19 protein-coding genes and 1 riboswitch are annotated in these 18,408 nt (G+C 38.7%); of the genes, 16 read left to right on the forward strand and 3 right to left on the reverse strand.

Annotated elements, in window-relative coordinates; genetic code table 11:
• Window positions 1-210 precede the first annotated feature (210 nt).
• The 4 genes from I6N95_RS11135 to floT all read left to right on the forward strand — a co-directional run bounded on the left by I6N95_RS11135 (window position 211) and on the right by floT (window position 3,993).
• A complete protein-coding gene (locus I6N95_RS11135; protein ID WP_209527615.1) occupies window positions 211-759 on the forward strand; it encodes a hypothetical protein in 549 nt (182 codons plus the stop codon).
• 35 nt (window positions 760-794) lie between these two features.
• Window positions 795-1,514 carry a hypothetical protein gene (locus I6N95_RS11140; protein ID WP_209527618.1) on the forward strand — a complete coding sequence of 240 codons (720 nt, stop codon included), beginning with the start codon at window positions 795-797 and terminating at the stop codon, window positions 1,512-1,514.
• Window positions 1,515-1,822: 308 nt separating this feature from the next.
• On the forward strand, window positions 1,823-2,347 hold the full coding sequence (locus I6N95_RS11145; protein WP_209527620.1) for an NfeD family membrane protein: 525 nt from the start codon (window positions 1,823-1,825) through the stop codon (window positions 2,345-2,347).
• Window positions 2,348-2,532: 185 nt separating this feature from the next.
• Window positions 2,533-3,993 (forward strand): flotillin lipid rafts scaffold protein FloT, encoded by a 1,461-nt coding sequence (gene floT / locus I6N95_RS11150; RefSeq protein WP_209527623.1) that lies wholly within the window; start codon window positions 2,533-2,535, stop codon window positions 3,991-3,993.
• Window positions 3,994-4,055: 62 nt separating this feature from the next.
• Here floT and I6N95_RS11155 read toward each other — a convergent pair whose 3' ends face one another.
• Window positions 4,056-4,655, reverse strand: a complete 600-nt coding sequence (locus tag I6N95_RS11155; protein ID WP_209527624.1) for an FUSC family protein — start codon at window positions 4,653-4,655, stop codon at window positions 4,056-4,058.
• Window positions 4,652-5,296, reverse strand: coding sequence for a hypothetical protein (locus I6N95_RS11160; protein WP_209527626.1), 645 nt, complete (start codon window positions 5,294-5,296; stop codon window positions 4,652-4,654). The genes I6N95_RS11155 and I6N95_RS11160 overlap by 4 nt, the downstream gene beginning before the upstream one ends.
• Before the next feature lie 161 nt (window positions 5,297-5,457).
• On the opposite strand from I6N95_RS11160, the gene I6N95_RS11165 reads away from it, so the two are divergent.
• Window positions 5,458-6,432 carry an aromatic acid exporter family protein gene (locus I6N95_RS11165; protein ID WP_209527776.1) on the forward strand — a complete coding sequence of 325 codons (975 nt, stop codon included), beginning with the start codon at window positions 5,458-5,460 and terminating at the stop codon, window positions 6,430-6,432.
• A gap of 254 nt (window positions 6,433-6,686) precedes the next feature.
• On the opposite strand, the gene I6N95_RS11170 is transcribed toward I6N95_RS11165, so the two are convergent.
• The gene (locus tag I6N95_RS11170) at window positions 6,687-7,640 is read right to left on the reverse strand and encodes a Gfo/Idh/MocA family protein (protein ID WP_209527628.1); all 954 of its coding nucleotides are present in this window, start codon (window positions 7,638-7,640) and stop codon (window positions 6,687-6,689) included.
• A gap of 267 nt (window positions 7,641-7,907) precedes the next feature.
• Between I6N95_RS11170 and I6N95_RS11175 the strand changes: the two genes are divergently transcribed.
• The 11 genes from I6N95_RS11175 (at window position 7,908) to I6N95_RS11225 (ending at window position 18,334) form a co-directional block, all read left to right on the forward strand.
• Window positions 7,908-8,453: a hypothetical protein gene (locus tag I6N95_RS11175; protein ID WP_209527779.1), complete on the forward strand. Its 546-nt coding sequence runs from the start codon at window positions 7,908-7,910 to the stop codon at window positions 8,451-8,453.
• Window positions 8,454-8,461: 8 nt separating this feature from the next.
• Window positions 8,462-9,232 carry a M15 family metallopeptidase gene (locus tag I6N95_RS11180; protein WP_209527630.1) on the forward strand — a complete coding sequence of 257 codons (771 nt, stop codon included), beginning with the start codon at window positions 8,462-8,464 and terminating at the stop codon, window positions 9,230-9,232.
• Complete coding sequence (locus tag I6N95_RS11185; RefSeq protein WP_430727534.1) at window positions 9,232-9,876, forward strand: glycoside hydrolase family 73 protein; 645 nt, start codon at window positions 9,232-9,234, stop codon at window positions 9,874-9,876. Before I6N95_RS11180 ends, I6N95_RS11185 begins: the two co-directional genes overlap by 1 nt.
• Window positions 9,877-10,065: 189 nt before the next feature.
• Window positions 10,066-10,278: an LPXTG cell wall anchor domain-containing protein gene (locus I6N95_RS11190; RefSeq protein ID WP_209527631.1), complete on the forward strand. Its 213-nt coding sequence runs from the start codon at window positions 10,066-10,068 to the stop codon at window positions 10,276-10,278.
• Window positions 10,279-10,564: 286 nt separating this feature from the next.
• Window positions 10,565-10,661, forward strand: a riboswitch (purine riboswitch).
• Window positions 10,662-10,743: 82 nt separating this feature from the next.
• Window positions 10,744-11,322, forward strand: a complete 579-nt coding sequence (locus tag I6N95_RS11195) for a xanthine phosphoribosyltransferase (protein WP_209527634.1) — start codon at window positions 10,744-10,746, stop codon at window positions 11,320-11,322.
• Between the two features lies 1 nt (window position 11,323).
• Window positions 11,324-12,631 carry a nucleobase:cation symporter-2 family protein gene (locus I6N95_RS11200; RefSeq protein ID WP_209527636.1) on the forward strand — a complete coding sequence of 436 codons (1,308 nt, stop codon included), beginning with the start codon at window positions 11,324-11,326 and terminating at the stop codon, window positions 12,629-12,631.
• A gap of 187 nt (window positions 12,632-12,818) precedes the next feature.
• Window positions 12,819-13,961 (forward strand): 5-(carboxyamino)imidazole ribonucleotide synthase, encoded by a 1,143-nt coding sequence (locus I6N95_RS11205; protein WP_209527638.1) that lies wholly within the window; start codon window positions 12,819-12,821, stop codon window positions 13,959-13,961.
• 35 nt (window positions 13,962-13,996) lie between these two features.
• Complete coding sequence (purB, locus tag I6N95_RS11210) at window positions 13,997-15,292, forward strand: adenylosuccinate lyase (protein WP_209527640.1); 1,296 nt, start codon at window positions 13,997-13,999, stop codon at window positions 15,290-15,292.
• A 129-nt stretch (window positions 15,293-15,421) separates the two neighbouring features.
• Window positions 15,422-16,099: a GntR family transcriptional regulator gene (locus I6N95_RS11215; protein ID WP_209527642.1), complete on the forward strand. Its 678-nt coding sequence runs from the start codon at window positions 15,422-15,424 to the stop codon at window positions 16,097-16,099.
• Between the two features lie 222 nt (window positions 16,100-16,321).
• The gene (locus tag I6N95_RS11220; RefSeq protein ID WP_209527786.1) at window positions 16,322-17,179 is read left to right on the forward strand and encodes an aldo/keto reductase; all 858 of its coding nucleotides are present in this window, start codon (window positions 16,322-16,324) and stop codon (window positions 17,177-17,179) included.
• 222 nt (window positions 17,180-17,401) lie between these two features.
• Window positions 17,402-18,334: a LacI family DNA-binding transcriptional regulator gene (locus tag I6N95_RS11225; RefSeq protein WP_209527644.1), complete on the forward strand. Its 933-nt coding sequence runs from the start codon at window positions 17,402-17,404 to the stop codon at window positions 18,332-18,334.
• Window positions 18,335-18,408: the final 74 nt, after the last annotated feature.

An 18,408-nucleotide genomic window follows, 5' to 3' on the forward strand; every position in this document is an offset into this window, starting at 1 on the left:
ATAAAAGGCGATTAATTCTTTTTTAAAGTTCCAAGAAGGTAATTATAAAATCAAAATAAGTCTTGCTTTTATTCACTATTTTTGGAACGGATGAAAGAGTATTCTATGCCGAATGATTTGTGGCAATCAATTGTTACAAGGTTTGTGGTACAAGTCGAAAATACTCAAGTTTATTGGCTTGTATCACGTTTAGGAAGGAGCGAAACAACGATGAAAAAGAAAGTAGCGGGAGTTATTTTGCTGTTAGGATTATTGGCAGGAGCTGTTTATTCAACACTGGCTTTGTTTAGCGACAGTCAAGTAAAAAAAGGAATCATTACTACTGGTCAAGTGAAGATTGCTTTAATTGAGGAAGATGCTAAAGGTGCTCCTTATGTTCAAGGAAATGATATTTTAGCCCCGGGTGATGAAATTAATCGAGTGGTATCCGTTGAGAATGTCGGGAATAAAGCTGCGTGGGTGCGAGTGAAAGTAGTTAAAAATTTTGTTGTCCCAAGAGCTGATATTGAGCCAGCTGAATTACGCTTAATTGAAGTTGATTATCAGAGCAAGTGGGTTGAGAAGGATGGTTATTATTACTATCAAGAAAAATTAGCCCCAGGTGCGGAAACTGAACCATTTTTCAAGCATGTTAAGTTGAATTTATTAGCTGATAATCGTTTTAGTAGCCAAGAAATTAACGTAGATGTAACGGCAGTTGGGGTCCAAGCGGATAATAACGGTACAACTGTTACAGACGCAACTGGCTGGCCGAATTAGCTAAATAAGTTAGAGTATTGAGGGAGGTTTAAAAGATGAAAGAACCAAGGAAACACCGTTTACCTATCCTAATACTGCTAATCAGTTTTTTCTACTTATTACCGATCATTGGTCAAGCTGCGGAGTTGGAAGATAGTATGCTGAATTATCAAGGGAATGGTACTTTTCAATTAGAGACGGAGGATTTGTTAGCCAAGTTTAAAGGCGTCATGCCAGGGGATAAAGTGCGGCAAAAGCTAACCATCAAAAATGATAGTGACAAAGAGGTTGAGATTAGTCTGAGCATTGTTAGTACTGATCCGATTGACTTAGCTTTTTTAGAGCAGCTAAACCTGACCTTAAGTCATGGGGCCGAGGTCCTTTATTCTGGTTCTATTCATCAGATGACGGAGAAGTCGGGAACGCTATTAGGTGAGTTTAAAGTTGGGCAAGATGAGGAATACTACCTGGATTTGACTGTTCCACTAAGTTTGGATAATCAGTTTAATGGCTATTTAACGACTTCAGAATGGACATTTGTAGCGACAGACAAAGCTGTTACACCGCCTGTTAAACCAGAGCCAACAAATCCAACAGAACCAACGAAGCCTGAGCCAGTCCCAGCCATCCCCACAGCTAGTAATAAGGTGAGTCCTACTGGTTACAGTCGATTGCCACAAATGGGAACAAAAGAAAGCTGGCAAGTAATAGGGATGTTACTGTTGATATTGGCAATATCAACAGTCGGCATGAAGCAATTGAAAAAGAGTGATTAGTGAAAGTAAGGAAGAGTCGATAAATTAACTAAAACAATGTAGTGATGACTGTTAGCAAGGTCGTTGTTGCATTGTTTTTAGTTTTAGTTATGAAGGAAAGAAATTTTTATCAAAGGCAAAGGTGGGGAGGTGATCAGTTCAATTAACAAGCGTATGCGAAAAACATTGCGTTAAAAGGACATAACGATTAAAATATAACTAAGGCTGAAGACTGATTTTTTACAAAAAGGTTACGAATTGACTGTATTTTTGTTACAAAGGTTGGTAAAATAGGATAACAGGGTACGAAGAGAAAGGAAGTGAGACTTATGCTTGGTGGGTATCCCTTAGAAACGATTTATTTTTACGCATTAATTGTTTGTGCAGCCTTGGCAGTTCTCTTGTTTATTTTTGGTGATATCTTTGATTTTGATGGACCAATTGATCCGATGTTAATCGTTCCGTGGGTTGCATTTACGTCGTTATTTGGATATATCGGTGAGAAGTTTTTTGTTGGAAATAGCTTGATGGTTTTCTTGATAGGGGCCGGCATCTCAACCTTGCTTGTTTTCCTATTAAATTTTTACATAGTAGTACCATTGCGAAATTCTGAAGCCACAATTTCAACCTCTGAAAAAGATCTTGAAGGTCGGACAGCAACAGTGGTGACGCCAATTCCTATTAAAGGGATGGGGGAAGTTCAATTTAAAAGTGTAACCGGCTCTATTACACGACCGGCTAGCTTTTACGAGCCCCAAGAAGCTGGAATTGCTAATGGCGAATTAGTGTTGATTATTGAAATTCGAGAGCGTGTCTGCTATGTGGTGCCGTATAAAGAAAGCTTCACTAAGTGAGGGATTGATCAGTCGATTAATCAGAATGGTGAATAAAAATTATCTGAAGGAAATCTCGTTAGTTAATCAACAGAAGAGGTTCAGTTATAGTGTCGCTAGGAGGGGCCTGATCTTTGATGAATCACTGTCATAAGGTTATATCTTGCTAGTGATACTGTCTCTATAAAGAAAGAGGAGGAAGAAACATGATATTGTTAGTACCGATTGGATTAGTCGTTTTTATTTTATTGATGTTACTAGTGGTTTTTATCACGAAATACCAAACAGCCAAACCCGATGAGGCTTTGATTATTAGTGGAAGTTATTTAGGGAGTAAAAATGTTCATCAGGATGAGTCTGGTAATAAAGTGAAAATTGTTCGTGGTGGCGGGTCATTTGTATTGCCTGTTTTTCAACGCTCAAACCGCTTAAGTTTACTTTCAAGTAAATTAGATGTTTCTACACCTGAAGTATACACTGAGCAAGGTGTACCGGTTATGGCAGATGGTACATCGATCATTAAAATCGGTTCTTCTGTGGAAGAAATTGCCACCGCAGCTGAACAGTTTTTAAGCAAAACTCGTGATGAACTTGAAAACGAAGCTCGTGAAGTATTGGAAGGTCATTTACGTTCGATTTTAGGGTCGATGACTGTTGAGGAAATCTATCAAAACCGTGATAAATTTAGCCAAAGTGTGCAAGAAGTTGCCAGTGTTGATTTAGCTAAAATGGGATTGATTATCGTTTCATTTACGATCAAAGAAGTTCGCGATAATAATGGTTATTTAGATTCATTAGGTAAACCGAGAATTGCGCAAGTGAAGCGTGATGCCAATATTGCCGAAGCTGAAGCGGATAAAGAAACTCGTATTAAACGCGCACAAGCTGAAAAAGAATCTCAAAAATCAGAGTTAGAGCGTCAAACTGAAATTGCAGAAGCCTCTAAAGAAAAAGAATTAAAATTAGCGTTGTATAAAGAAGAACAAGATGTGGCGAAGGCGAAAGCTGACCAAGCCTATAACTTGCAAAGTGCGAAGGCTCAACAAGAAGTTATTGCTCAGGAAATGGAAGTAAAAGTTATTGAGCGTCAAAAGCAAATTGAGTTAGAAGAAAAAGAAATTATCCGTCGTGAGAAACAATACGATTCAGAAGTGAAGAAAAAAGCAGATGCTGATCGTTATGCTCGTGAACAAGAAGCTCAAGCTTCCAAAGCCCGCGAAGTTGCGGAAGCCGAAGCTGAAAAATTCCGTGTGGAAGCTATGGCCGAAGCCAACGCTTCTCAAGTCCGTTTAGAGGGTAATGCGGAAGCCGAAGCGATTTTAGCACGCGGTACTGCTGAAGCTGAAGCGAAACAAAAAATTGCTGAAGCCTTTAAACAATATGGCGAAGCAGCTGTTATGAGTATGATCGTTGAAATGTTGCCGAACCTTGTTAAGGAAGCGTCACAACCGCTGGGCAATATCGAGAAGATTACAGTTGTTGACACTGGCCAAGGTGGCGAAGGAAGCGGTGCTAATCGTGTGACTAACTATGCGACTAATTTATTAGCTTCTTCTCAAGAAACATTGAAAGAAACCACTGGTTTGGATTTAAAAGAGATGTTACAAAACATGGCTAAAAAGAATGGTCAAAATGTAGTTAATGTAACGGAAGCAAAAGAAGATTAAGAAAAAACGACTGCGAGAAATCGCAGTCGTTTTTTGAGCGGAAAGCAGACATTACTCAGAACTTAGTGGAAGTTGTCATCTTGTTTTTGATAGTCAGCAAGTTGTCGTTTAAGTGTGGCAATTTCTTGCTTTTGAGCGAGAAAGGCTTCTTGGAAATCTGGAGTGACCTCGTGTGTTATCTTAGCATCAGGAGGTTTAACAAAGCGATTAACTAATAAAGCAACTAGCGTGCCGATGACAGTGTCCATAATACGAGAGATAGCATACCAGAAGGTTTCAGTCTCAGGCACTGTTAAAACGATGATAAATAGGGTAGCACAGGCTCCGACAATGCCAGGATTAAAGTTGAGAGCATCAGAAAATATAATGATAAAAATGACAAATAGAGGTATGAGGATCAGCTCTGCATAAAAACTATAATTAAAAATCCGATAGATGTAGATATAGATCAGTGCTAAACTCCCCCCTAAAAGGTTCCCTATGATTCGATAGGAGCCAAAGTGAATGGTAGATGAAACATCTTCCCTCATGGCGAAGACCGCGGCTAAGCAGGCAATTAAGGGGGCATCACGCTGAAGTAATTGAAAGAGCAAGATACAGAGCAAGACAGCTAGGGCTGTTTTGAAAGTTCTAAGTCCAAATCTTATAGGACCGGCTATCATTTTCCACGCTCCTTACTTTGAGCCGCTTCTTTCTCAAAGGTTTTAATAAGGCTTAATGAATAATCAATGTTTGCCTGGGCCTCTTCGCTAACGATGTCCATCGCCCCGTATGTTCGTTGAATAATGGATAATTCTTCATCCAGATTATCATCTTCCATTGGCAAGTCATCATAAAACTGTTTTTCTTGAGCGATACTAGTCTCAACGTAGACGTTTAAAGAATCAAAATTACTTGTGACGATTTCCAAACTTCGACTGATTAAGGTTAGTTGCCCATTATTAACATCTGCACCATTTTTTTTGACAATCCGATCTAGTTCTTTTTTTATCGTCTTAATGTTTTTTTGGTTCTTTGTCATTACGCTGTGTAGTTCTTGGCGTAGTTGCAAATTATCAAATACCTCACCTGTTTCATCAATAAACAGTTCCATGGCGGGGTCTGTTTCGCGATCTGTCTGAAACGCCTCAGGAATTTCTTCAATATAGGCAGAAAGTTGCTGATAGTTGTCACTTTGCTCCGTGAGGGCTGATTTCAAATCAGCAACGTTGGTTTTGGCTTGCTCCAACTCTTCAGTAATACCACAGGCAGTCATAAATAGAAGTAGTAACAACAGAAAACCAAACAGTGGTTTTTTTCTCATCTAAAAAATCTCCTTTTTACTATGTTATGATGTATTTAGACGTTTCTATTGTCTATCATACCATAAATGGGTGAAAAAATTGGCTTTAAAGGTTATAAAATCACTCGGTTTAAATGCTAAAGCATGCTATTCTAGATAGGTAGGAGTTGAATGAAGTGAAAATTAAAATTGGTTTAAGAACCGTTAAAACCGCAGTTTGTGCAGCGTTAGGGATTTTACTTGCCCAACAATTGGGTTTACTCTATCCGGCATCTGCGGGAATCATTGCCATCCTAAGTGTAACGAATACTAAACGTTCATCCTTTGAAACAGGTTTTTATCGAATTTGTTCATTAGGTTTAGCCACTGGGATTGCATTTATTTGTTTCAAAGTAATTGGATTTAACGCGGCTGCTTTTGGTATTTATTTACTTTTATTTATCCCGCTTGCTGTCAGAGGAAAAATGTCAGAGGGGATTCCAGTCAGCTCAGTTTTAGTGACTCATTATTTGGTGGAAAAAAGTTTAGATTATCGACTGATTGGTAATGCATTTTGCTTATTATTTATAGGTGTAGGGCTCGCTTTATTGGCCAATAGTTATATGCCGGATATCAGTCATAATTTACAGAAAAGTCAGAAAAAAATTGATGAAAAAATCCGCCAGTTATTGTTGGGCATGAGTCATTATTTAGCGGAAGATGGGGAGGCTATCTCCTGTGGTCCTTTATTGAGTCAAGTTGTTGTAGCCTTGGCGGAGGCTGAGGAAACAGCCCAACGTCACGGTGATAATCAGTTGTTGACAAGCGACGATTATTATTTTAATTATTTTACCATGCGACGTCTGCAAGTCAATGTTCTCGGTAAGATGAACGATTTGGTGAATCGTATTGATTATCGGCAAGGAAATACCGAACAGATGAGAGCCTTACTGACATTTTCAGCAGTAACATTTGCAGAAGAAAATGATGGTTTGGAGATTCGTAAGCGAATCGAAGAAACCTTGGCGTATTATCGTGATGCCCCACTGCCTAAAACACGGGAAGAATTTGAAAATCGAGCACGACTTTATCAGTTATTAAATGAGTTTGAACGGTTCATTGAGATAAAAATTGATTACACGATTAAGAATCAAAAAAAGAAACTCTCTTGGGACTAACTAAGAGAGTTTTTATGGTCAGTTGTGTCTAACAAGTAAAGGTTAAGGAACATGCCTCAGAATTGTTTTAAAGACGGCTAGTTAAAATAGACAGATATGGCTAAAAGGTTAACACTATAAAGCGCATGATGAAGAGTGTCTGAAAACCGTAGAGCCAAAAAATTTACGGAAGGGGTGATGAGGGGAGGGGACGTTGAAAGTAAAACACCGACTCGAGAGTCGGTGTTAGACATCAGTTTTTTATTTTACAGGACTTAAGGCTTCCACTGGGTGCGCATTTGATCCATTAAGTCCATAACATCGGTTGTTAAGTTCAATGAGTCATTAGGTAATGTGCCGTCAATCATTTGGTTCATGTTGCTCACTTCGTAGTTTAATGCCAACGTTTCTTCTCCTGCGCGGAAGGTTTCAACTTCCCCATCTAAATACGTAATAATCGCTGTATCTGCTCTAGGATAGTCATTGATTGTAATAAAGGCTTTCTCAAAAGCGACAATACCTTGTTTAGGCATTTTGGCTTGGAAAGTAAACGCAATCGTAGCCATCTCGTTTTGCTGATTGCGAAGAATAGTGACTGATTGTTCATCGACACCAGTTTGAAAAGGGCTCATTGTGGACTGGACAAAATCAGGCTGTTCTGATAAAAAGAGACGCACAAAGGATAGAGCATAAGTGCCAATATCCAAGATGGCACCACCTGCTAGTTCAGGACTAAAAAAACGGTTAGTCGGATCGGGCTCTTTGAAACTGCCAAATGATGCTTGAATCATTTTTAACTTGCCGAATTCCCCGTTGTCAATGCGTTCTTTAAGAGTTAGGTACAAGGGCATATTAAAGAGTGTCATAGCTTCGGCTAAAATCAAGCCTTTTTCTGCAGCTAACTGTTTAGCTTGGGCTAATTCTACTGAATTCATGGTGATCGCTTTTTCGCAAAGAACATGTTTGCCATTTTCTAAAGCAGGCAAAATACTTTCCAAGTGATGGTTGTGAGGAGTGGCGATGTAGACGACGTCCACAAGTGGATCAGCAAATAAGTCATCATAAGAACCGAAAGCTTTGGTGATATTATGAGCTCTTGTGAAGGCCTCAGCTTTCGTTAAGTCACGGGAAGCCGCGCCGTAAAGTTCTCCTAATTCTGGGTTGAAATTTTCAGCAAATTGAGTGGCAATCGAACCAAGTCCTACAATTGCCCAGCGGTAATGTGTCATAAATAATTTCCTCCTAAATTTAATCACTGTCTAAAGTTGAATCAAAACTAAAAAGCGCAACGTCACTGATTGCTTGCTGGCAAAATCTTTAAAGAATTAATTCAATAATAAGCGAGGGAATAATTAAGTGATGATTCCCTCATCTGACTAATATAAGTATAGCAGAATTGTGTATGACTTGAAAAAAAATCAACTTTTTCTTAATATTATAGGTGAAAGGTGCTTTTTTTGAGTGACCGTTGTAGAATAGAGAATGAGGTGATGAAAATGCATCAAGCTATGGTAAAAATTATTATCGATCGAATTCTAAGTCAATTTGATTCGGAGAATCGCTTTTGTAGCGATTATTTAGAAGTGCCTCTTCAACAATGGGAAGAGTGGAAACGTGGCAGTCTTGCTATGCAGCCAGAAGAAATGCAAAAAATTAAAAGTCTATTTTCTGATTATGAGTGGATGTTAATGCAGAAAATTATTAAACAAACGATTCTCTTTCCTGAGAAACGCAATTATGTGGTAATGGAGTATAAACGAGTTAAGTCGTTAATTGCCAAAAAGTGGCTTCAATCTGGTGAGGCAACAGTCGAGTTAATTAGTCAGAAAGATACCTATTCAAAATCACCAAGAGCTCAAAGTAAGGAAATGATCAATTTGAAAGTTTCCATGGAATATGGTGTGTGGGGATATGATGATATTTTGGAGTTCTCTTTACCAGCTGTTATTCAAAAACAAATCGAAGATTCGCCTGTAGATTTGCTTGAATGGGTCAATGAAAATTTAACCGATACTTATGTTACCAATGAAGATCAAGAGTGAGGGATGTAATGACCAAAAAAATAATTGGTATTTTGTCTGTTCTGATGGTTGGGTTTATGGTAATCATTTTTTTCTTTCCGCCTGAGACGCAACCAAGAAAAGAAGCCGTGTCAGAAAAAAACACTAAAACGGCAACCTCGACTGCTGTTGCTACTAAAAAAGAAGTAGATAGTGAGTTACCAGATGTATCAAGATCGGATTGGCAACTGATTTTAGTCAACCACGACACTCCTGTAACAGCAGAACCTAAAACCTTAACGGCCATGAAAAACGGTTATCAGATTGATAACCGAATTTATGATGCTTACTACAAAATGGAAGCAGCAGCGGCTGAAGCTGGTTATTCTTTAACAGTTATTTCGAGTTATCGATCAATCGCTGATCAAGAAGCGGTTTTTGACGCAGATGTCAGCAAATATTTGGCAAGCGGACTGAGCGAACAAGAGGCTGAGGCAAAGGCTGAAGAATATGTTACACATCCAGGAAGAAGTGAGCATCACACGGGCTTGGCAGTTGATGTGGTTGATCAAGTCTGGTACGATCAGGGAAATGGATTAGAGGAAGAATTTTTTGAAACAGAAGCTGGTAAGTGGATTGATCAAAATTGTGCCAAATATGGTTTCGTCATCCGTTATCCTAAAAATAAGGAAGAAATAACGGGCATTAATTACGAACCTTGGCATTTACGCTATGTTGGCACTGAGAGTGCGAATTATATGGTTAGCCATCAATTAGTATTAGAAGAATATTTAGATGTATTAAAAGAAGCAGGTAAATAATGAAAAATCAAAAAAAACGACCGGCTAAACGCCCCAAAAGTTATCAACGACGAACAAAAAAGAACTGGAAACAGTCTTTAACATTGTGGATTGCGGTTATTTTAATGTTAACTTTTTGTTTTGTCCTGAGCCTATCGTTGTTAAGTGAACACTATGAGCGACCGCTAGAGGTCGCGCAAGTTCCTCAGTCAGAACTGTTTATTGATGAAATAGCCCCACACGCGAAAGTGATTCAAGAACGGCATAATATTTTACCAAGTATTATTTTGGGTCAAGCAATTCTTGAGTCTGATTGGGGGCAAAGTCAATTGGCAGCGACTTATGGTAATTTATTCGGGATCAAGGCGTATGGCAACACGGATAAAGTTAATCTAGGAACCAGTGAATTTGTCGATGGTAAATGGATCGAAATCAAAGCTGATTTTCGTGTCTATCCTAATTGGCAGGCGTCAATGGATGATCACGCCTTACTATTTGTCAATGGCGTGGATTGGAATCCAAATCTTTATCAAGGTGTTATTCAAGCAACGACATACCAAGAAGCAGCCAGAGCTTTACAAGCTGCCGGTTATGCGACCGATCCTAATTATCAAGAAAAAATCATCGGTGTCATTGAGACCTATAATTTGAATAAGTATGATTAAAATCTTTTTTAGGGTGGAATATTGAACTGAAACTATTTCATGGTATAATAGGTATTTCAGTAACTGTTAGGCTAATTTTCAAAAGAGTGAACTGATTTCAGGGTGTTATGTCTTTAAATCGAAAAACAAGTTAGTTTAACATGACCTATTTAAATAAAATAGAACAGAATGATAAAAGGAGTTAATCAGATGAGAAAGCATGTTAAGGTCATAAAAGGATTTTTAAGTGGTTTATTAGTGTCAATATGTCTGTTGGGAGTAGGGCTGGTTACAGAAGCTAGCAATGTTGGACAACCATTACCCGAAACTGGTGAAGAAATAGCTAAAACCGGTTTAGTCATTGGCGGTATTATCATCGTCATTGTGATCATTATCGTATTAATTCGTCGTAGAAAGAAATAGAAGTAGGAGCTGGGGATGACCTAGCTCTTTTTTATTGCCAATGGTATTATTTGTGAGGCATTTAAACTTTTAAAAATAGTGGACTCTAAACGGAAATTCTGAGATATGGTAGTGGGAAATTTGTCCGAAAAGTTCTATTATCATCAGTTATATTTTTATATTAAATGTTTATGTTAAAAAATGAAAAAGCTTATTTTGTTGTAAATCTTAATAATCTAATGAGAAAATTAAAAATTATTAAGTTTTGGCTTGAAATAATGGGAATTATGGTAGATAATTAAGAAAACTTTTTGAAAAATTACAAGCTTGTATATGATCATAATTGGTTGATCGTCTCTACCTGGTGCCGTAAATACCAGACTATAAGCAGAAATAGGCATATTTGACCTTTTTTTGCTATGAAAAATAGCAGAAAAAGGTTTTTTTGTATTTTTTTAGGAGCAGTGTAAATCTAAGGAGGACAAGATGGAAATTTTAAAGAATCGAATCAGACAAGATGGAACAGTTTTGGAGAATGGTGTATTGAAAGTGGATAACTTTTTGACTCATCAAGTTGACCCAGTGTTAATGGAGGCTGTTGGAAAGGAATTCGCTGAGCTATTTAAAGCTGAACAGATCACAAAAGTTGTGACGATTGAAGCATCTGGCATTGCTCCTGCAATTTTTACAGGTCTATTTTTGAATGTACCTGTCATATATGCTCGCAAGGCCAAAAGTTTAACTATGAAAGAAGAATTACTGACAGCAGAAGTCTATTCATTTACAAAGCAAGTGACAAGTAATGTGTCAATTTCTCAAAAGTTTTTAAATGAAGAAGATAATGTCTTAATTATTGATGATTTTTTAGCAAATGGTCAAGCTGCCCTAGGCTTAGTTGAATTATGTCGTCAAGCAGGCGCTAAGGTTAACGGTATCGGCATTGTGATTGAAAAATCGTTTCAAGACGGTCGTGAATTATTAATTAGTAAAGGATTGCGAGTTGAATCTTTAGCCCGTATTGCATCGTTAGAAAATAATCAAGTAGCGTTTGTGGAGGAAAATTAGCATGGAACAGTCATCTAATGGTAAAGCAGCAGTTTTAGGCTTACAACATTTGCTAGCGATGTATGCTGGTGCAGTCGCTGTCCCGTTATTAATTGGTCAAGGGCTGGGCTTTAATACAGAACAAATGACTTACCTGATTTCGATTGATATTTTTATGTGTGGTGTGGCCACCTTGTTACAACTAACTGTCAATAAATACTTTGGGATTGGCTTGCCTGTTGTTTTAGGCTGTGCGATTCAGGCTGTCTCGCCATTGATTTTAATCGGCTCAACTAAAAGTATTGGGGCGATGTATGGTGCTATTATTGTGGCTGGGATCTTTATCGTGGTGATTTCCGGTGTTTTTTCTAAAATAGAGAAGTTTTTCCCGCCTGTTGTCACAGGGACGGTTATTACGGTGATTGGCTTGACTTTAATACCTGTTGCGATTGAAAAAATTGGTGGAGGCGTTAAAGGTGCCGAAGGCTTTGGTGATTTACGGAATATTGGTTTGGCGTTCTTAACGATCGCTCTTATTTTAGGGGTACAAGCTTTTGGTAAAGGTTTTTTTCGATCTATTTCAGTTTTAGTAGGCTTAGTTGGGGGAACCTTGGTTGCGTTAGTAACTGGTATGGTTAATTTCTCTGCCGTAAAGGAAGCTACTTGGCTTCATTTACCGCAACCATTCTATTTTGGGTTCCCAGAATTTGATTTAATGTCAATCTTACTTATTATTATCGTGTCAATTGTCAGTATGGTCGAATCTACAGGTGTTTATTTCGCTCTGGGAGATATTACGGGCCAGAAAGTTGGGAAGGAAGAATTAAAAAAAGGCTATCGTGCTGAAGGTTTGGCTGTGATACTTGGTGGCATTTTCAATACATTTCCATATACCGGTTTCTCGCAAAATGTCGGACTTGTTCAATTATCAGGCATTCGTTCAAGACGGCCGATTTATTTTTCGGCGTTTTTCTTGATTGCATTAGGGTTGTTGCCAAAGGCTGGTGCAGTAGCTCAAATTATTCCTGAGCCTGTATTAGGTGGTGGAATGTTAGTAATGTTTGGGATGGTGGCTGTACAGGGAATGAAGATGTTGTCTAAAGCCGATCTGTCCAATGAAAAGAATCTATTGATTATAGCCATTTCAATTGGCTTTGGTCTTGGGTTTAATATGGTTCCGACGGTCTTTTCACAATTTCCAGCAGCTTTACAAATGTTTACAGGGAACGGTATTGTGATGAGTAGCTTTACGGCTATTTTGCTAAACATCGTGTTTAATTATGGCAATTTAGAGGGAACAAGATCAGTTGTAGCAGATAAAAGGGCATAAAAAGCCGAAAGATAAGCCATTAAAAAGAGGTGTCACCTAATCGGTTGATTTTACGTCAAGTATATCTTAAAAGAATGTCAAAAAATTTGACTGAAAGTTTTGACACTAGCTCCTGCCATTGTTAAACTAAGGAAGGAAGGTTGCCCTAAACGCCTTTACCTAGTCTTAAAGAAAGCAGGAGATGACGTTGTCAGAATTATTTATACCTGGTCAGACAATTGGTATAATCGGTGGTGGTCATTTAGCCCGATTATTAACGCTATCAGCTAAATCCATAGGGTTTCATGTCGGTATTTTAGCTCCAGAGCAAGGATGTACCGCAGCCGAAGTGGCTGATTGGCAGATAGTAGCAGATTACACAGATCAGTTGGCGATGGTTCGGATGGCTGAAAAGTGTGATGTTTTAACTTTTGAACATTTGGATAATGATCTTTCGTTAATCCGTCAAGTCGATGAGCTAGTGTCAATTCCTCAAAGTTTAGAATTATTGGAATTTCCTCAAGATCGGTTATTAGAGCGAACGTTTTTGGATGCCAGTAATATTAACATAGCCCCTTATGCGCAAATCAATCAGATTGGCGATATTGAAAAAAATATTGAAGCAATCGGCTTTCCTTGTATTTTAAAAGGCGATCGAGGCCAAGGAAATGCTGAAAGCCAGCATGTGATGAAACGTATCTCTGATATTAGAGGCTGTTTGCCATTAGTGAGAGAGGGAACTTGCATTTTGGAAGCGATGATTCCGTTTGAAAAAGAGATCACTGTGATGATCGTCGGAAATGGCAATCATGATTATTCCAAGTTTCCAATTGTGGAGACCCGTTATCATAAGGACGGCCGGTTTGCTCAAGGGATCGTGCCAGCTGAGTTGCCAAATGAAATTACTGAGGAAGCTTATCGTATTGCGGATGATATTGCCGTCACGTTAAACGTCCAAGGTATTTTAACGATTGAAATGTTTGTCACAGAAGCCGGCATGATCTATGTTAATTCTTTAGCGCCAGGCCCACATAGTGCTGGCCACTATTCTTTAGAAGCCAGTAATTTATCTCAGTTTGACGCTCATATCAGAGGCATTTGCGGGTGGCAATTGCCAGATATTAAACTTTACTCAGCAGCTATTATGATGAATGTCGCAAGTGAACAGTTAATTGAAACAATCAGCTACATCCCTTTTGAAAAAAATTGGTATCACCATTATTATGGCACAACCTCTTTAAGTAAAAATGATACTGTGGGTCACATAACGATTTTAACGGACGACGTTGAGTCAGAACTGGTTCATCTTGAGGGGATTCAAATCTGGGAAGAAAACTCAGATTACAGATAAAGTAGTTGACTAATAAAATTAGAGGAGATAGTTAAATGATTGAACGTTATACACGCCCGGAAATGGGAAATATTTGGACAGATGATAACCGCTACAATGCTTGGCTCGAGGTTGAGATTCTGGCTGCTGAAGCTTGGGCAGAGCTCGGCGAAATTCCACAAGAAGATGTGGAGAAAATCAGAGAAAAAGCCACGTTTAACGTTCCTCGTATTTTAGAAATTGAACAAGAGACCCGTCATGATGTGGTGGCCTTTACGCGAGCCGTTTCCGAATCTTTAGGAAATGAAAGCAAGTGGGTGCATTATGGTTTGACGAGTACGGATGTCGTTGATACGGCTTATGGCTATTTGCTTAAACAAGCCAACGATATCTTGCGTCGTGATTTAGCCAGGTTTACTGAGATTATTGGCGAAAAAGCGAGAGCGCATAAATTTACAGTTATGATGGGGAGAACCCATGGTGTTCATGCTGAGCCGACTACTTTTGGGTTGAAATTAGCATTGTGGTACTCAGAAATGACACGTAATATTGAGCGCTTTGAGCATGCGGCTAAAGGCGTTGAAGCGGGCAAGATAAGTGGGGCTGTCGGGACGTTTGCCAATACGCCACCAGCAGTTGAAGCGTTTGTCTGTGACAAATTAGGGATTCGAGCACAAGATATTTCGACGCAAGTGCTGCCGCGTGATTTGCATGCAGAATACGTTTCAGCTATGGCGATTATCGCCACTAGTATTGAAAAATTTGCAACGGAAATTAGGAGTTTACAAAAATCGGAAACTCGTGAAGTGGAAGAATTTTTCGCTAAAGGTCAAAAAGGTTCTTCGGCGATGCCTCATAAGCGAAATCCGATTGGATCTGAAAACATGACTGGGCTAGCTCGCGTGATACGTGGTCATGTCCTAACGGCGATGGATAATATGGTTTTGTGGCATGAACGTGATATTTCTCATTCATCGGCAGAGCGGATTATTATTCCTGATACTACGATTTTACTTGACTATATGTTAAATCGCTTCAGTACAATTGTCGAAAATTTAACAGTTTTTCCAGAGAATATGAAACGAAATATGGATGCGACATTTGGTTTGATTTATAGTCAACGCGTCTTACTACAATTGATTGATAAAGGGATGACTAGAGAAGAAGCTTATGATTTAGTTCAACCAAAAACCGCTTATGCTTGGGATCATCAAACCCAATTCCGTCCGCTGTTGGAAGCGGATGAAACCATTATGGCCGCCTTAAGCCACGCCGATTTGGATGAAGCTTTTGATTATCATTGGCATATGAAGCATGTTGAGACACTTTTTGATCGTGTTGGTTTAGGCTAAAGTGAGAGGGGGGACGATGATCGTCTCTCTCTTTTTGTTTATGACAGCTAAGGAGATGTTTACTTGTTTTTCTGAATGATGAAAAGTTTGGTATACTGGATGCAGTGAATGAAAGAAAAGGATTAACTTATGCGAATAAAAAAAACTGAGAAAAAGGTCTATGATTATTTATTAATTCAAATCGAAGAAGGCGTATTTGGGCCAAATAGCAAAATAGTCGAACAAGATGTGGCTTATCAACTCGAAGTCAGCCGTTCGCCAGTCCGAAGCGCTTTGCTTAGATTAGAATCTGAAGGATACATTAAATTGATTCCTTACAAGGGAGCTGTCGTGTTAAGTAAACAATTGGACAGTAAAACCTATGTTGAGCAGTTAAAGGTGTTTGAATTATTGTTTATCCAGTATCTCTTTCAGGTTGAGACAAAGAAGAACCAACTGCCTTTTAACCAGATTGTTGAACAATTAACATTTATTTCTCAAGGAATTGATACGCAACCAAGAGAAACGGTTATTAGCATGGAAATGGACTTATTCAAATTGCTCTTAAGTGAGCAATCTAATCATTACTATAAACAATTATTGTTGGGGATTATCAAAGGTGTGTTGGAAACCGATTTCGTCGGTGTAACATTGCCAGAGGAAGAAGCCCCCCTTCTGTTTTTTTATCATTTAAAGAAATTAGTGGGGTATTTAGAAGATGGACAGTATCCTCAAGGTCGTCGCGAAATAAGAATTTTAATCAATCACTTAGTCTTGGCAGTAATAGACAAACAAGACGTGGGACAATTAAATAAGTATGAATCGTAAGTGGTTACATGTATAATGAAAGATGTGTGAAGGCACAAAGAATTAATTAATGACAACAATGGCTGGAGTCTTACAGTTTGTTTCTGTTTTAGCAATTTTGGCTAGAACCAAGGGAGAAAGGTGTCAGTGAGACCCTGTAAATAAAAGGAGGAAGTGTCAGTGGAATACATTAATTTAGGTGGAAATGAAGAGTTGAAAGTGTCGCAAGTGGCTTTAGGTTGCATGCGAATGACCAGCTTATCTCAAAATGAGGCAACATCATTGCTTGAGACAACGGTTAATGAAGGAATTAACTTTTTTGATCATGCTGATATTTATGGTGCTGGTGAATGTGAAGTGTTATTCGGTAAAGCACTAAATGATAGTTCAATCAAACGTGAGGATATTTTTATTCAAAGTAAATGTGGCATTCGTCAAGGGATGTTTGATTTTTCTAAAGAGCACATACTTTCTTCAGTTGATGGAATCTTACAACGGTTAGATATTGATTACTTAGATGTGTTAGCGTTGCATCGTCCAGATACGTTAGTTGAACCAGAAGAGGTAGCTGCTGCCTTTGACCAGTTAGAGAAAACAGGAAAAGTTCGTCATTTTGGTGTTAGCAATCAAAAGCCCATGCAAATTGAGCTGTTAAAAAAGAGTCTAAACCAACCGCTATTAGTGAATCAGCTACAGTTTGGCATTATGGCAACAGGAATGGTCGACCAAGGAATTCATGTTAATATGAAAGATGATGCCAGTGTGGATCATGATGGCAGTATTTTGGATTATTCTCGTTTACATGACATGACAATCCAAGCGTGGTCCCCTTATCAGTACGGCTTTTTTGAAGGTGTATTTTTAGGAAATGAGAAATTCCCTGAGTTAAATGCGACCATTGATACTTTAGCAGAAAAATATAATGTGACGAATACCGGGATAGCAACTGCTTGGATTTCGAGACATCCAGCTAATATGCAAACAATCTTAGGAACGATGAAAGAAAGCAGAATTAAAGAAGTGGCTAAGGCGTCAGATATTGTGTTAACTCGTCAAGAGTGGTATGAGATCTATCGCGCTGCTGGCAATATTTTACCATAATCATAATCAATGGCCTGTTCTCGCGAGAGGGCAGGTTTTGGTGTTTTGCTTGGAAAGCTGCCTAAGTCTTTTAATTGACGTGGGACTGGTTTCATAGACTATTCTATAGAAAGTAGGCAGTCAATGCGGCTTACCTTAAATCGGAGTTGTAACTGACAAGAAATTGTGACCGTGTGTCAGTTTCGTTATAATGACCTTAACAAGTTGGAAGGGATTGATTAGATGACAACAATTCGAGATATAGCCAAGCTATCAGGATACTCGGTATCAACGGTTTCCCGAGTATTGAATAACCACCCTTATGTCTCTGAAGAAAAGAGGCAACAAATCCAAGAGATTATCGATGAAATTAACTATATCCCTAATACTAAAGCCCGTCATTTGAGTTATGGGAAATCATTGAATATCGGCGTCGTTCTCCCACTGACCAACAATTCATGGTTTGAACAAACGATCAGTGGGATTATTGACGAGGCGGCTAAAGCGAACTATACTGTGACGCTGTTGCCAACCAATTATAATCGAGAATTAGAGCATCATTTTTTAACAGAATTGTTGGCAAAGGCTTATGATGGTTTGATTATTTTATCCCGTGGGATGTCTTTAGAAACAATCGAAGAATATGCCCAGCAAGCGCCAATTGTCTGTTGTGAAGATACGGGTGAATTTAATATTTCATGTGTTTACATTGAGCGCAAAAAAATGTACAAACAAGTATTTGAAGAGATTAAGGCGGAGGGGAAAATGCCAGTTGGTTTAACTTTAAGTCGGAATGAGCGCAAAAGTGCCAGCATGAGAACAACAGTTGAAAGTTTTATTGAAGTTTTTGGCTCGTTAGACCAAGCGGTTATTTTTCGTGATTGTCGCACGTTTGAGGAAGGCATGGCAGCGGGTGAATTTTTTGCCAAACAAAGCAATCCGCCACAAGTAGTGTTTGCAAACGGTGATGAGGTGGCAGCAGGTATTTATGATTATTATCAAAAAGGACAAGGGATTGGAATTATTGGGCAAGGAAATGAATTACTAAGTCGCATCTTGGGATTTCCAACCATTTTACATCCACTGAAAGAAATGGGCAAATTAGCCTTTAAGAGTTTATTTGATCAAGAAGTAACTCAAATAAAACTGGAGAGTCGCTGGATTAACCAGTCATAGTCTGAAAGCTGAGCGCTAAAGTCCCTTTTTTTCCTCCTAAAGCTACTCATGATACACACATGCTCAGACCGATC

This window comes from Vagococcus allomyrinae (genome assembly GCF_017829975.1).
GTDB classification, from domain to species: domain Bacteria; phylum Bacillota; class Bacilli; order Lactobacillales; family Vagococcaceae; genus Vagococcus_D; species Vagococcus_D allomyrinae.